This is a genomic window from Streptomyces sp. NPDC052701 (assembly GCF_040678355.1).
GTDB lineage: Bacteria > Actinomycetota > Actinomycetes > Streptomycetales > Streptomycetaceae > Streptomyces.
In genome coordinates, this window is record NZ_JBFATO010000001.1 from 374,548 (window position 1) to 389,675 (window position 15,128).

12 protein-coding genes are annotated in these 15,128 nt (G+C 72.5%); 7 read left to right on the forward strand and 5 right to left on the reverse strand.

What is annotated here, in order from left to right; genetic code table 11:
• Window positions 1–219: 219 nt before the first annotated feature.
• Window positions 220–396, forward strand: coding sequence for a hypothetical protein (locus AB0L29_RS01535; RefSeq protein WP_365822135.1), 177 nt, complete (start codon window positions 220–222; stop codon window positions 394–396).
• A 157-nt stretch (window positions 397–553) separates the two neighbouring features.
• Here AB0L29_RS01535 and AB0L29_RS01540 read toward each other — a convergent pair whose 3' ends face one another.
• Complete coding sequence (locus AB0L29_RS01540) at window positions 554–1,195, reverse strand: sigma-70 family RNA polymerase sigma factor (protein WP_365822137.1); 642 nt, start codon at window positions 1,193–1,195, stop codon at window positions 554–556.
• Window positions 1,196–1,439: 244 nt separating this feature from the next.
• On the opposite strand from AB0L29_RS01540, the gene AB0L29_RS01545 reads away from it, so the two are divergent.
• The 6 genes from AB0L29_RS01545 to AB0L29_RS01570 all read left to right on the forward strand — a co-directional run bounded on the left by AB0L29_RS01545 (window position 1,440) and on the right by AB0L29_RS01570 (window position 11,971).
• Window positions 1,440–2,450: a LacI family DNA-binding transcriptional regulator gene (locus tag AB0L29_RS01545; RefSeq protein WP_365822139.1), complete on the forward strand. Its 1,011-nt coding sequence runs from the start codon at window positions 1,440–1,442 to the stop codon at window positions 2,448–2,450.
• A gap of 481 nt (window positions 2,451–2,931) precedes the next feature.
• On the forward strand, window positions 2,932–6,330 hold the full coding sequence (locus tag AB0L29_RS01550; protein WP_365822141.1) for a CARDB domain-containing protein: 3,399 nt from the start codon (window positions 2,932–2,934) through the stop codon (window positions 6,328–6,330).
• Window positions 6,331–6,836: 506 nt separating this feature from the next.
• Window positions 6,837–8,252, forward strand: coding sequence for an extracellular solute-binding protein (locus tag AB0L29_RS01555; RefSeq protein WP_365822143.1), 1,416 nt, complete (start codon window positions 6,837–6,839; stop codon window positions 8,250–8,252).
• Window positions 8,253–8,378: 126 nt separating this feature from the next.
• Window positions 8,379–9,338 carry a sugar ABC transporter permease gene (locus tag AB0L29_RS01560; protein WP_365822145.1) on the forward strand — a complete coding sequence of 320 codons (960 nt, stop codon included), beginning with the start codon at window positions 8,379–8,381 and terminating at the stop codon, window positions 9,336–9,338.
• A 15-nt stretch (window positions 9,339–9,353) separates the two neighbouring features.
• Entirely contained in the window at window positions 9,354–10,229 is an 876-nt protein-coding gene (locus AB0L29_RS01565; protein WP_365822147.1) for a carbohydrate ABC transporter permease, read from the forward strand.
• Window positions 10,230–10,366: 137 nt separating this feature from the next.
• Entirely contained in the window at window positions 10,367–11,971 is a 1,605-nt protein-coding gene (locus AB0L29_RS01570; protein ID WP_365822149.1) for a glycoside hydrolase family 13 protein, read from the forward strand.
• Between the two features lie 105 nt (window positions 11,972–12,076).
• Here AB0L29_RS01570 and nadE read toward each other — a convergent pair whose 3' ends face one another.
• The 4 genes from nadE to AB0L29_RS01590 form a co-directional block, all read right to left on the reverse strand.
• The gene (gene nadE, locus AB0L29_RS01575; RefSeq protein WP_365822151.1) at window positions 12,077–12,907 is read right to left on the reverse strand and encodes an ammonia-dependent NAD(+) synthetase; all 831 of its coding nucleotides are present in this window, start codon (window positions 12,905–12,907) and stop codon (window positions 12,077–12,079) included.
• 507 nt (window positions 12,908–13,414) lie between these two features.
• Window positions 13,415–13,801, reverse strand: a complete 387-nt coding sequence (locus tag AB0L29_RS01580) for an SRPBCC family protein (RefSeq protein WP_365822153.1) — start codon at window positions 13,799–13,801, stop codon at window positions 13,415–13,417.
• Between the two features lie 43 nt (window positions 13,802–13,844).
• Entirely contained in the window at window positions 13,845–14,105 is a 261-nt protein-coding gene (locus AB0L29_RS01585) for an HU family DNA-binding protein (RefSeq protein ID WP_365822155.1), read from the reverse strand.
• A 148-nt stretch (window positions 14,106–14,253) separates the two neighbouring features.
• Complete coding sequence (locus tag AB0L29_RS01590; protein WP_365822157.1) at window positions 14,254–15,006, reverse strand: DUF4397 domain-containing protein; 753 nt, start codon at window positions 15,004–15,006, stop codon at window positions 14,254–14,256.
• Between the last annotated feature and the right edge of the window lie 122 nt (window positions 15,007–15,128).

Consider the following 15,128-nt stretch of genomic DNA (forward strand, 5'->3'; position numbering starts at 1 on the left):
GACAAGGGCGGCGTATATCCCCCGATTTCGTGCGCGGTGGGCGGACCCGCACTGCGGCGGTCCGCTCCCGCGCGCCGCCGTCGTCGTCGGGACACGAGCGGGACCGTGGCCGTGGCCGGCTGCAACTCCCCCGCGCGGGAGGTGCGTTCATCTCCCCGCCGGGGGCATCCGCATGGCGCGGACACCGCACGAACCGACCCGACCGAAAGGAGTCACACCGTGTTGGCCATCGTCTCCGCGGTCCTGTTCTTCATCGCGTTCCTCATCAACGCGGCGGAGATCTCGACCAACGACACCTTCACGTCCACGAACATCATGCTGATCGGCCTGGCCGTCCTCGCGCTGCACCTCGCGGGCGTCGGCGGCGGCTGGTCGCCGCGCGGCCGCAGACGCTGAGGCCGGCCGCACGCCGGGGTGCGCGCGGCGGCGGGCGCACCCCGGCGGGCCGGCGGGCCGGGACGACCCGGCCGGAGGGGGTTCCGACGGCGGACCGGGCCGCGGGGCGGGACACCCCGGCCGGCCTCCGCCGGTTCGCACCGGTCGCGCACCGTCGTCACGACGGGCAGGGCAGGCCCTCCCGGAGGCGGCGGCCGAGGCGGTGCAGCCCGCGTCGAGCGTGGCTCTTGACCGTCCCGAGGGGCCAGCCGGTCACCTGGGATATCTGCGTCTGGGTGAGGTCGTCGTAGAAGGCGAGGCTGACGACCCGGCGCTGCGCCTCGGGCAGCTTCTCCAACTCGCGTCCGACGAACACCCGGTCGAGCACGGCGTTCGGCTCCGACGTCTGCCGCCGGGTGTCCAGTACGAGCAGGGACCCGGCCTCCGCGACGAGTTCCCCGCGGCGCGTGCGGGCGGCCAGCGCGTCGACGACCTTGCGCCGGGTGATGCCCATGAGCCAGGCGGACAGCGTGCCGCGTCCGGGGTCGTAGCGGGCCCTGCCCCGCCAGGCGGCCAGGAAGACGTTCTGGGTGACGTCCTCGGCCTCGCCGGCGTCGCCCAGCGAGCGGCGCGCGACGGTGTGGACCAGGGGACTCCACGCCCGGTAGACGTCGGCCAGGGCCGCCTCGTCGCCGGCGGCGAAACGGGCGGCCAGGTCGGCGGCCGCCTCGGCGGCCGGGTCACCGGTGCCGCGGGCCGGCTCCGGCGGCGGGGCCGTCGGACGGCCGGCACCGGAGCGGATGGTCTGCCGTACGGTCATGGCGGCCACTCCTCGGTCGGGACGAGCTCTGCGCGGGGGACCGCCGTGACGGTCCGTGCCGCGGTTCCCCTCACCGTCCGGCGAATCGATGCAGCAGGGCAACTCGCATCGACATTGCATCGTTTCCCTCCGGAGGCCGTCGTCCTCCACCCCGTGTGCCGGTCACGGCGCGGGGTGCGGAACGCGGTGCCCGAGAGGGCGGGAGCCGCAATTCCTTTGCGGAAATTGCGTTAGTCTTGCGCTTATGACGCGACGACTTGCTCAGGTGGCTAAGAAGGTGGGGGTCAGCGAGGCGACGGTCAGCCGTGTCCTCAACGGCAAGCCCGGTGTCTCCGAGGCGACCCGGCAGTCCGTCCTCACCGCTCTGGACGTCCTGGGCTACGAGCGGCCCACCCAGCTGCGCGGGGAGCGCGCCCGGCTCGTCGGCCTGGTGCTGCCTGAGCTGCAGAACCCGATCTTCCCGGCGTTCGCGGAGGTCATCGGGAGCACGCTCGCCCAGCAGGGGCTGACGCCCGTCCTGTGCACCCAGACCAAGGGCGGCGTCTCCGAGGCCGACTACGTGGAGCTGCTGCTGCAGCAGCAGGTCTCCGGCGTCGTCTTCGCCGGCGGCCTGTTCGCGCAGGCCGACGCGCCGCACGACCACTACCGGCGGCTGGCCGAGCGGAACATCCCCGTCGTGCTCATCAACGCGTCCATCGACGGGCTGGACTTCCCCTGCGTCTCCTGCGACGACGCCGTCGCCGTCGAACAGGCGTGGCGCCACCTCGCCTCCCTGGGGCACGAGCGGATCGGGCTGGTCCTGGGCCCGGGCGACCACGTCCCCTCGCGCCGCAAGCTGGAGGCCGCCCGGGCGGTGGCGGAGGCCGAGGGCGGCGGGCTGCCGGAAGAGTTCGTCGCGCGCTCGATCTTCTCGCTCGAAGGAGGGCAGGCCGCGGCCGCCCGCCTCCTGGAGCGCGGGGTCACCGGCATCGTGTGCGCGAGCGACCCGCTGGCCCTCGGCGTCATCCGGGCCGCCCGCAGGCGCGGGCTCTCCGTCCCCTCGGACGTGTCGGTCGTCGGGTTCGACGACTCCGCCTTCATGAACTGCACCGAGCCGCCGCTGTCCACCGTCCGCCAGCCCATCGAGGCGATGGGCCGCGCCGCGGTCGAGCTGCTGTGCGCCCAGATCCAGGGCACGCGGTCCCACCACGGCGAGCTCCTGTTCGAGCCCGAACTCGTCCTGCGCGGCTCGACCGCGCCGCCGTCGGCCGGCTGATCCCGCCCGCCCCCGCGTCCCGCCTTCACCACTTCCTCCCGAGCCGGCACCGGTACCGAGGACACCGCCCCGGGCGGTGCCGGTGCCGTTACCGGCCTTTTCGCCGACGGCTCCCGGTGCCGCTTCCCGGCTTCCGGGGCACGGGACCCGTCCGCGTCCGCGTCCCCGCCCCCGCGTCCTTGGCCCCGCGTCCTTGGCCCGCGCGGACCTGCGGCGCACCGGGCGAGCCTGCCCGGCCCGTTGACAAAGCAGTGGTCCGGTAGAAACCTGTGACGTCGGTGACGCAAAAGATTGACTGAATAGCTCAAAAGTTCAGACAGGGTCGCCGTCCATTGCCGAAGTCATGCCGGGTTCCCGGCGAGTGTCCTTCCCGTCCGCTCCGTGCACCGGCCGCCGACACGCTCCGCCCACCTGTCCGCCGCCGGGCTCCGGAAGACCGGGGACGGGGCGCCCGCCGTGCCCGGATCGTGGAAAGGGCACCATGAGAGGGACACGTCGGAGCCGGTGGCTGCCGGTCGCCATGTTGATATCCGGGCTGATCGCCCTCGGGCCGCCGCCCGCCGCCGCGCACGCGGCGGAAGAACCCGCCCGGGGCGCCGCCGCGGCGGAGGATCCCGACCTTGCTCTCGGCCGGCCGGCGAGAGCCGGCGGCGCGCACAGCGCCTACCCGGCCGGCAACGTCACCGACGGGAGCCAGCAGTCGTACTGGGAAGGCCCCGCGGGACAGTTTCCCCAGTGGGTCCAGGTCGACCTCGGGGCCGGGGTCCGCGTCGACCGCGTGGTGCTGAAGCTGCCCACCACCTGGGAGGCGCGCACGCAGAAGCTGAGCGTGCTGGGCAGTGCCGACGGCGACGCCTTCGGCACGCTGGCCGCCCCGGCCGACCTGAGCTTCACCCCGTCCCGGGCGAACACCGTGAGCATCGGTCTCGCCGGGGCCGCGGCCCGCTACGTCCGCGTGCAGGTGAGCTCCAACTCCGGCTGGAACGCGGCCCAGTTGTCCGGGCTCGAGGTCTACGGCGCGGGCGGCACGGCCGACCCGCCCGTCGAGGGCGCCGACCTGGCGCGCAACAAGCCGATCGAGGCCACGTCGACGACGCAGAACTACGTCGCCGGCAACGCCAACGACGACGACGTCGGCACCTACTGGGAGTCCTCGGGATTCCCGGCGAGCCTGACGGTCGGACTCGGCGCCAACGCCGACGTCGAGGCCGTGGTGGTGAAGCTGAACCCCGACCGGGCGTGGGGGCCGCGCACCCAGTCCCTGCAGGTGCTCGGCCGTGAGCAGTCCGCGACGGGCTTCACCTCGGTCAAGGCGCGCGCCGACCACGCCTTCAGCCCGTCCGCCGGACAGAACACCGTCAGGATCCCCGTCACGGGCCGCTACGCGGACATCCGGCTGACCTTCTTCTCCAACACCGGCGCGCCCGGCGCCCAGGTCGCCGAACTCCAGGTCCTCGGCACGGCCGCACCCAACCCCGACCTCACCGTCACCGGCCTGACCTGGTCACCGGCCGACCCGTCGGAGACGGACACCGTGACGGTCGACGCCACGGTCCGCAACGCCGGCACCGCGGCCGCGCCCGCCACCACGGTGAACGTCAGCGTCGAGGGAACCGTGGCCGGCTCCGCCCCCGTCGGCGCCCTGCAGGCCGGAGCGTCCGCGACCGTCCCCGTCACCGTGGGCAAGCGTCCGACGGGCTCGTACACCGTCTCGGCCGTCGTCGACCCGGCCGGCACCGTCACCGAACAGGACGACAGCAACAACAGCCGTACGGCCTCGGCGAAGCTGGTCGTCCGCCAGAGCCCGGGGCCCGACCTGCGCGTCACCGCCATCACCGCCGACCCGGCCGCTCCCGCCGTCGGCGCGCCGGTGTCCTTCACGGTCACCGTGCACAACCGCGGCACCACCGGCGTCCCCGCGGGGACGGTCACCCGCCTCGCCGTGGGGGACACCACCCTCGACGGCACCACCGGCGCGCTCGCCGCCGGCGGGAGCGCCGCCGTCGCCGTCCCCGGCACCTGGAAGGCCACCGGCGGCGGCGCCACCCTCACCGCCACGGCCGACGCCACCGGCACGGTCACCGAGACCGACGAGAACAACAACGTCTTCGCGCGCTCCCTCGTCGTGGGACGCGGCGCGGCGGTGCCCTACACCGAGTACGAGGCGGAGGACGCCCGCTACCAGGGCGACCTGCTCACCGCCGACCGCAAGCGCACCTTCGGCCACACCAACTTCGCCACCGAGTCCTCCGGACGCCGGTCCGTGCGCCTGGACTCCACCGGCGACCACGTCGAGTTCACCTCCACCCACGCCGCCAACAGCATCGTCGTGCGCAACTCCGTCCCGGACGCGCCGGGCGGCGGCGGCATCGAGACGACCCTCAGCCTCTACGTCGACGGCACCTTCCGCCAGAAGCTGACGCTGTCCTCCAGGCACAGCTGGCTGTACGGCAACACCGACAGCCCCGAAGGGCTCACCAACTCCCCGCAGGCCGACGCCCGGCGGCTGTTCGACGAGTCCCACGCGCTGCTGCCGCGGACGTACCCGCCGGGTACGAGGTTCAGGCTCCAGCGCGACGACGACGACAGGGCGGCCTTCCACATCGTCGACCTGATCGACCTGGAGCAGGTGGCGCCGCCGTCGGACAAGCCGGCCGGGTGCGTCTCGATCACCGAGTACGGCGCGGTGCCCAACGACGGCATCGACGACACGGACGCGATCCAGCGCGCCGTCACCGCCGACCAGAAGGGCGACATCCCGTGCGTCTGGATCCCCGCGGGCCGGTGGCGGCAGGAGCAGAAGATCCTGACGGACGATCCGCTGAACCGGGGCGAGTTCAACCAGGTGGGCATCCGTGACGTGACCGTCCGCGGCGCGGGCATGTGGCACTCCCAGCTGTACACCCTGACCCCGCCGCACCAGGCGGGCGGCATCAACCACCCGCACGAGGGCAACTTCGGCTTCGACATCGACGACAACACCCGGATCTCCGACATCGCGATCTTCGGATCCGGCACCATCCGCGGCGGCGACGGCAACGCCGAGGGCGGCGTCGGCCTCAACGGGCGGTTCGGCAAGGGCACGAAGATCAGCAACGTCTGGATCGAGCACGCCAACGTCGGCGTCTGGGTCGGGCGCGATCACTCGAACATCCCGGAGCTGTGGAACCCCGGCGACGGCCTGGAGTTCACCGGGATGCGCGTCCGCAACACCTACGCCGACGGCATCAACTTCGCCAACGGCACCCGCAACTCGACCGTGTTCGACTCCTCGTTCCGCAACACCGGTGACGACGCGCTCGCGGTCTGGGCGAGCCGCTACGTCAAGGACCCCTCGGTGGACGTCGGCCACGACAACCACTTCCGCAACAACACGGTGCAACTGCCCTGGCGCGCCAACGGCATCGCGATCTACGGCGGGTACGGCAACACCGTCGAGAGCAACATCGTCTCCGACACCATGAACTACCCGGGCATCATGCTGGCCACCGACCACGACCCGCTGCCCTTCTCCGGGCAGACCCTGATCGCCGACAACGCCCTCCACCGCACCGGCGGGGCGTTCTGGGGGGAGGCGCAGGAGTTCGGCGCCATCACCCTGTTCGCCGCCGGGGCCGACATCCCCGGCGTCACGATCAGGGACACCGACATCCACGACTCCACCTACGACGGCATCCAGTTCAAGGGCGGTGGCGGCGCGGTGCCGGGGGCCCAGATCGAGGACGTCCGCATCGAGGGGTCCGTCAACGGCTCCGGCATCCTCGCCCAGGGCGGAGCGCGCGGCAGCGCCACGCTCACGAACGTGACGATCTCCGGCTCCGCCGAGGGCGACGTCGTGATCGAACCCGGTTCGCCGTTCGTCGTCCACAGAGCGGGCTGACGCCCTCCGCGCCACGGCGGCCCACCCACCGGGTGGGCCGCCCGCGTCCGCGCAGGTGCGGACCCGGTTCGCCGGCCCCGATCCCTCCTGCCGGGACCAGGGACGGCCCGACCGTCCCCGGCGGGTCCCTGCGGCCGGGCCTCCTCGGGCCTCCGGCTCGAGGAGGCCCGTGCAAGCCGCTTGCGACGGCTTGCACCGGCCTTGCGTCACTTCCCTCCGGCCCACCGACGGCCCTCCGGGCTTCCGACGCCCTCCGCACCGGCCTCCGCCACGGCCGAACGCCCCCCGGCCCTCACCGACCCGCTGCCGCGGCCCGGTGCGTCCGTCCTCTCGGCCTGTCCCTTCCCTGCGCGGTGGTACGCAGGGCGCCCGCTCCGCACTGTCAAACAATTACGAAATCAGCGCGATATATTGCGCTGACTTGTTGGTGGTGGTTGAGTGTGCGGCGCCCCACACCGCACCGGCGGTGGGATCACTTCCACGTTCATGCCCGAAGGGGACCACCCATGAGAAGAGCCCGGTTCCGCCGTACCCGCCGCACCGGCGCGGTCGCCCTCGCCTCCGCCCTCACGCTGACCGTGCTCGCCGCCTGCGGCACGAGCAGCAGCGACGACGGCAGCGGCGGTTCCGAGGGCGGCGGGTCCTCCGACCCGGCCGCGCCGCTGGACCGGGCGACGAAGGTGACCATCACCATCGACTGCATGCCCCCCGCGGCGAAGGCGGCCGAACTCAGGCAGTGGAAGGAGGACGTCGCCGAGTTCAACAAGACCTACCCGAACGTCACCGTCGAGGGCCGCTCCACGCCCGGCCAGTGCCTGGAGCCGCCGCGGTTCACCGCGATGCTGAAGGCCAAGTCGCAACCCGACGTCTTCTACACGTACTTCACCGACCTGCCCCAGGTGCTCGACCACGACGGCGCCGAGGACATCACGGCCTACGTCAACGACAGGACCGTGCCGCTGCTGAAGGACATCGACCCGAACGTCCTCGCCTCGCTCAAGCACGACGGCAGGCTCTACGGCCTGCCCACCAGCAACTACACGATGGGCCTGCTCATCAACCGCAGGCTCTTCGAGCGGGCCGGCCTCGACCCCGACGCGCCGCCGCGCACCTGGGAGGAGGTCCGCGCCGCGGCCGAGAAGATCGCCGGTCTCGGCAAGGGCATCGCCGGATTCGGCGAGTACAGCGCGGGCAACACCGGCGGCTGGCACTTCACCGCGCACCTGTACAGCATCGGCGGCGACGTGGTGGACGCCGGCGGCAGGAAGGCGGCGTTCGACGACGAGCTCGGCAGGAAGGTCGCGCGCACCCTCCACGCCATGCGCTGGGAGGACGACAGCATGGGCAGGACCCAACTGCTCAAGTGGGGCGACCTGCAGAAGCAGATCGCCACCGACAAGCTCGGGATGTTCCTCGCCGCCCCCGACGACATCGCCTACATGGTCCAGCAACTGGGCGCCGAGTACGAGAACTTCGGCATGGGCCCGATACCCGGGGAGAAGAACACCCTGGCCGGCGGCAACAACTACATGATCAAGAAGGGCATCTCACCGGACAAGATCAAGGCCGCCGTCGCCTGGCTGAACTTCAAGAACCTCACCGTCGGCAAGGGCCAGTTCGACTGGGCCCGCGCCAAGGCGGACAAGCTCCCGGTCGGTGTCCCGCAGCCCAACTTCTGGCTCGGCGAGTCGAAGAAGAGGGACGACGCGGCCCGCGTGAAGCACGCCACCATGCCGGTCGCCAACTTCAAGACGTTCATGGACAACCCGGTGCCGGGCAAGGCCGAGCCGCCGAAGGCCCAGGAGGTCTACAAGGTCCTCGACAACGTGATGTCCGCCCTCCTCACCAACGAGGACGCCGACATCGACAAGCTGCTCGCCACGGCCGCGGCACAGGTCGACCAGGTCCTCGCCAACCGGTGACCGGCCCCGGGCGGGGACGGGCCCACCGGTCCGCCCCGCCCTGAGCGCCGCGCCCGCACGGAACGGACCGCGAGCACCCGCGGGCCCGCGGCACAGCAACCCGGCAGACCAGTTCAAGGAGCCACGATGTCGGCCCCCAGCCTGACCCCGAGCACGGCGGACCCCGTCCGCCCCTCCCCGCCGCGCGAAGCCGGTCCCGTACCGCCCGGTGGCCGGTTCGCCAGGAGCCTGCGGCGCAACCTCACCGCACACGGCTTCCTCATCGGCGCGGTCGTCTGCTTCGCGCTGTTCTCCTGGTATCCGATGATCAGGGAGTTCCTCCTCGCCTTCCAGAAGACCGAGGGAGGGGAGGTCACCTGGGTCGGCCTGGACAACCTGACCACCGTCATCGACGACCCGGCGTTCTGGCAGGCGTGGCGCAACACGCTCCTGTACACCGTGCTGGCGCTGCTCCTGGGCTTCGCGGTGCCGTTCGTCGTCGCGCTCGTCATCAACGAGTTCCGCCACGGCCGGGGATACCTCCGGCTGCTGGTCTACCTGCCGGTGATGCTGCCCCCGGTCGCCTCGGTCCTGCTCTTCAAATACCTCTACGACCCCGGGTACGGCCTGCTCAACGAGGTGTTCCGCTTCCTGCACCTGCCCGAACAGCAGTGGCTGCAGGACCCGGACCTGTCGATGCTCTCCATCGTCATCGCCTCGACGTGGATGAACATGGGCGGCGCCACCCTCATCTACCTCGCCGCGCTGCAGGGCATCCCCGGCGAGCTGTACGAGGCGGCCGAACTCGACGGCGCCGGACTGTTCCGCAAGATCTGGCACGTCACCGTCCCGCAGACCCGGCTGATCCTGTCGCTGATGCTGCTCATGCAGATCATCGCGACCATGCAGGTCTTCGTCGAGCCGTTCCTGCTCACCGGCGGCGCCGGCCCGGAGGGGTCCACGACCACGGTCGTGTACCTCATCTACCAGTACGCCTTCAACTTCAACAACTACGGCGCCGCGGCGGCGCTCGGCCTGCTCCTGCTCGTACTGCTCGCCGGGTTCTCGGCGGCGTACGTCAGGCTCAGCCGCGCCGGCCACGAGTAGACGGGGGAGACCGGCATGTCCACACGCACACTCATCTCACCGGCCCAGCTCGCCAGGCCCCGCGGCAAGGCCCTGTACCGGACCGTCCTCGCCGTGGTCGTCGGGGGGTTCACCCTGGTGTTCCTCGGCCCGCTGTACTGGATGGTCTCCAGCGGCTTCAAGGACGCCCAGGAAGTGATCCGGACGCCCCCGACACCGGTGCCGGAATCCTTCGCACCGGGCAACTACTCCCGGGCCTGGGAGGTCATGGACCTGTCCACCCTGCTGTTCAACACCCTGTACTACGCGCTCGGCGCGCTCGCCTTCCAGCTCGTCCTGGACGTCGCCGCCGCCTACTCGCTGTCCAAGCTGCGCCCGGTGCTCGGCAGGGCGATCCTCGGCATGATGCTCGCGACCCTCATGATCCCCGCGACGGTGCTGCTCGTACCCCAGTACCTGACCGTGCTGGACGTGCCGATCGTGGAGCGCAACCTGCTGAACACGCCCTGGGCGATCTGGCTGCCCTCCGTCACCAACGCCTTCAACATCTTCCTGCTGAAGCGGTTCTTCGACTCCATCCCGAAGGAGCTCCTCGACGCCGCGGCGATCGACGGCGCCTCACCGCTGCGGATTCTGTGGTCGATCGTGCTGCCGGTCTCCCGGCCGATCCTCGGCGTGGTGTCGATCTTCGCGGTCGTCGGGGTCTGGAAGGACTTCCTCTGGCCGATGCTCACCCTGCCCGACCCGGCGAAGCAGACCCTCAACGTCGGCATCTACTCCCTGTCCAACGGCGTCCCCGTGAACGTCCTGATCGCGGCGCTGACGATCGCCTCGCTGCCGACGCTGGTGATCTTCCTGATCTTCCAGCGGAACATCATGAGCGGCCTCACCGCCGGCGGCCTCAAGGGCTGACCGGGCACCCCGCCCACCCGCCCGCCCCGCCACCCGCCCCGCCTCCCCGCAAGCCCTCGCCGCCGGCCCGTCCGACGCCCCGCGTCCGGACCGGACCGGCGGCGGGGGATCCACCCTGCCCGCGAAAGGACCGTTACGTGGCAGCCCCTCACGCACCCCGCACCGACGACTGGTGGCGCGACGCCGTCATCTACCAGGTGTACCCGCGCAGCTTCGCCGACGGCGACGGCGACGGCACCGGGGACCTCGCGGGAGCCCGGGCGAGACTGCCCTACCTCGCCGAACTCGGCGTCGACGCCGTGTGGTTCACCCCCTGGTACGCCTCCCCGATGATCGACGGCGGCTACGACGTGGCCGACTACCGCACCGTCGACCCCGCCTTCGGCACGCTCGCCGAGGCCGAGAAGCTCATCGCGGAGGCCGCCGGGCTCGGCATCCGGGTCATCGTCGACATCGTCCCCAACCACGTCTCCGACCAGCACCCCTGGTTCCGCGCCGCGCTCGCGGCCGGCCCCGGCAGCCCCGAGCGGGAGCTGTTCCACTTCCGCCCCGGCCGCGGCGAGCACGGCGAACTCCCTCCCAACAACTGGCCGTCGCAGTTCTCCGGGGAGACCTGGACCCGGGTGCCCGACGGCGAGTGGTACCTGCACCTGTTCACCCCCCAGCAGCCCGACCTGAACTGGGCGCACCCGGCCGTCCGGCAGGAACACGAGGACATCCTCCGGTTCTGGTTCGAACGCGGGGTGGCGGGCGTGCGGATCGACTCCGCCGCCCTGCTCGTCAAGGACCCCGAGCTCGCCGACTTCGAGGAGGGCGCCGGCCCGCACCCGTACATCGACCAGGACGGACTGCACGACATCTACCGCTCCTGGCGGACGGTCGCCGACGAGTACGGGGCCGTGTTCGTGGGGGAGGTGTGGCTGCCGGACGCCGAGCGCTTCGCCCGCTACCTCCGCCCCGACGAACTGCACACGGCGTTCAACTTCACCTTCCTGACCTGCCCCTGGGACGCGGACCGGCTGCGCCGCGCCATCGACGACACCCTCGCCGAACACGCCCCCGTCGAAGCCCCGGCCACCTGGGTGCTGTGCAACCACGACGTGACCCGCACCGTGACCCGGTACGGTCGCGAGGACACCGGCTTCGACTTCGCCACCAAGGCCTTCGGCACCCCCACCGACCTGGAACTGGGCACCCGCCGGGCCCGCGCCGCCGCCCTGCTCACCCTCGCCCTGCCCGGCTCGGTCTACCTGTACCAGGGCGAGGAACTGGGCCTGCCGGAAGCCGAGGTGCCCCGCGACCGCATCCAGGACCCCATGCACTTCCGCTCCGGCGGCACCGACCCCGGACGCGACGGCTGCCGCGTCCCCCTGCCCTGGAACGCCGACGCCCCGTGGTGCGGCTTCGGTTCGGTGACCGAGCCCTGGCTGCCCCAGCCGGAGGGCTGGAGCGGCTACGCCGCCGACCGGCAGAGCACCGACCCGGGGTCGATGCTCCGCCTGTACCGGGAGGCCCTGACGCTGCGCCGCCGCGAGCCGGGCTTCGGCGACGGGCCCCTGACCTGGCTGCCGGCCGCGGACGGCGTCCTCGCCTTCGCCCGCGCCCACGGCCTGGTCTGCGTCGTCAACCTCTCCGGCCGTCCCGCCGCCCTTCCCCCGTACGAACGGCTGCTGCTGGCCAGCGGCCCGCTCGGCGCCGGAGGGCGGCTGCCGCAGGACACGGCGGTGTGGCTGCGCACCTGACCGCGCACCCCTCCCGCGCAGCCCCGGCCACGCCTCGCCGGGGCGACCGGGGCGACCGGGGCGACGAGGAGGAACCCGGGGACGGGCGGGGTCCGCCCGGGAGGCTCAGGGGGCGATCGGCAGCTGCCGCTTGTGCGCGGTGAGCCGGTAGCGCTGGACGATGGCGGTGAAGGCCCGCTCGTCGACCGGCTCGCCCTCCAGGAAGTCGTCGATCTCGTCGTAGGTGACGCCGAGCGCCTCCTCGTCGGGCCTGCCCGGGTTGAGGGTCTCCAGGTCGGCGGTCGGGGTCTTGTGCACCAGCGCGTCCGGCGCGCCCAGTTCCCGGGCCACGGCCCGGACGCGCCGCTTGGTCAGGCCGGTGAGCGGCACCACGTCGGCCGCGCCGTCGCCGAACTTGGTGAAGAAGCCGGAGACCGCCTCGGCGGCGTGGTCGGTGCCCACCACCAGACCGTCGTGCGCGCCCGCCACCGCGTACTGCGCGACCATGCGCTGCCGGGCCTTGATGTTGCCGTGCACGAAGTCCTGGTGGTGCGCGTCGCGGAACACCGTGCCGCCCGCCAGCACCGCCTCCAGCGCGGCGTCGCTCGCGGCCTTCACGTCCACGGTCAGAATCCGGTCGGGGCGGATGAACTCCAGCGCCAGCCGCGCGTCCTTCTCGTCGGCCTGGGCGCCGTAGGGCAGCCGCATCGCGAAGAACGTCGCCTCCCGCCCCGCGGCACGCACCCGCTCGACGGCGAGCTGGCACAGCCGGCCGGCGGTCGTGGAGTCCACCCCGCCGCTGATGCCCAGCACCAGCGAGCGCAGCCCCGTGGAGGTCAGCTGCCCGGCGAGGAAGGCCACCCGGCGCTCGATCTCCTGCCGTACGTCGAAGGACGTGCTCACCCGCAGGTCCCGGGCGATCTCGCGCTGCACGGCTATGGGCGTCAGGTCGGTCACGGTTGCTCTCCAGAGGGTTCGGGGGAGTGAGGGTCGAGCGTGTGCCGCCGGCAGCGGTGGCGTGCCGGTGACGGACATGACCAGAGAGTAGAGCGCGGTGCCGGCGGTGCCTCCGCCCGGGCCCGTCCGGGCGGGTCGCCGTCAAAAGGAGGGGAGGCGCGCGGCGGCGCACCACAGCCGCCGGCCCGCGGCGGCGGGGGCGGCCGAGACGGGGGGACCGGACGGGGGAGAGGGGGCGCCGGGCCCTCGATCCACCGTGTCCACGGTCCGCCGTGTCCACGGTCCGCGGTGTCCACGATCCGGGACACGGCGGACGCACTCGCGGCCGGAGCCGGAGCCGGAGCTAGAGCCGGAGCCGGCGTCGGCGTCGCCGGGAGCGGGGCGGCGCGGCCCGGTCCGGTCACCGGCTGTCCGGCGACCGGCGGGCGGTGACCGTGGGAGCCACGGGAGCGCGCCGCCCGTCCGGTCCGCCGGGAAGGGCCTCAAGGAGGTGCCTCAGAGGGTGTCTCAGGGAGTGAGGAGCCGGTGCAGGGCCACGCGCGCCAGCGGGGCGTAGGCGGCCAGGGCGAGCGCCGGGCCCTGCATCCTGAGCCGGGTCTCGGTCCCGTCCCCGTGCGGCAGGACGTCGTGGGTCAGCCGCATCCGCAGCGGTCCCCACCGCACCCGCCACGTCCAGCTGCGCCGTTCCTCGTCGACCGACTCGACGAGGAACGCGGCGGTCACCCCGAAGAAGGACCGGATCGTGCCCCGCGTCCCGGGCGCGATGCGCTCGGTCCGTGCCCGCACCCGGACGATCTGCGGCGACCAGGTGGGCCACTCGCGACAGGAGGTGTAGCGGAACCACACGGTGTCGGGGCGGGCGCGGCCGACGGCCCGCAGCGTCAGCTCGGCCACAGCCGGGATCCGTGCGGCCGTACGGGCACGCCGTACCGCCTGATCACCGGACCTGGTCCCGCAGGAACTCGGTCAGGGCCTTGCCCGGGCGGAAGGAGGCCGTGCCGTCGGCGGTGTGGAAGCTTCCGAAGCTGCCCAGGACGACCGCCTCGCCGCTGCGCAGCGCCCGGGCGATCGCCCCGGGGTGTTCCACGGTGCCGAAGACGGCGTCCAGTACCCGCTCGGCGGCTTCCGGCGAGAGCCGTCCCTCCCCGTCCCCGCCCGCTTCGCCGGCGATCGTCTCGATCAACTGCGCCTTGTCCATGAGCCGTCCCCGTTCCCGTTCGGTCGGAAGGAACCCGTGGCACCAGGATCATGGGGCTCCGCCCCCGGCGCACGTCGGAGGGGCCCGGTCCCCCGTCTCCCGCCGGGACCCGTCCCCCTGGGGACGGGTCCCGGCGGTCGGCCGGCCGCTAGCCGGTGCCGGTGCCGGTGCCGGTGCCGGTGCCGCCCGTCGGGCTCCCCGTGGGGGAGGAGCGCAGGTCGTCGAACGTCTGGGTCTTCAGCGCGAGGTTCTCGTCCTGGGCGCTGCCCCAGGCGTACACGACCGTGTGGGTGCCCTCGGCGAGGTTCAGGTCGGCGGGGCCGACGGCCACGGTGTCCGTGCCCGCCAGGACCACGTCGGCCCGCACGGTCCCGGCCGTCACCTCGCCCTTGGCCTCGTCGGGGTTGGTCAGGTCCTTGAACACCGGGGTGCCGCCCGCCCGTACGTCGACCGGGGGCGCCGCGGCGACGTGACGGACGGTCAGCCGGGCCTTGCCCGCCGCCGGCTTCGACAGGTCGTTGACGTAGGCGTCCAGCGTGGGCGTGCCGTTCTCGTCGAGGTGGGCCACCACGGTGGCGTCGGCACCCGCGGGCACCTCGACCTTCTTCTGGACGGCCGGTTCGCCGTCGGGTCCCTCGCCGTCCTCGAAGACCTGGATGTCGTACGAGCCGGCGTCCAGCTGCCGGGGATCGGTCAGGTCGCCCGGCTTGAAGTCGGGTACCAGTTCCCGGCCGTCGGCGTAGACGTCGACCGTGAGCCCCGGCACCGCGTGCAGCACGCTGACCGTGGCCGTGTCGGAGTCCGCGGCCGGGGGCCGGGCGAGAGCCGGGGTCGCACCGGCGACCGCCAGAGCGGTGACCGCGCCCACGCCGGCCGTGATCAGAGCAGTCCGTGACGTCATGACGATTGCCTCCTGCATGCGTTTCCGTGGAGCTGTGGGAAGGCATTCGACCGGGAAGGCCAAGACGGTTTCACTTTTAACCAAAAAGTTCGTCATATCGTCAGATACAGGGTATCGAACAT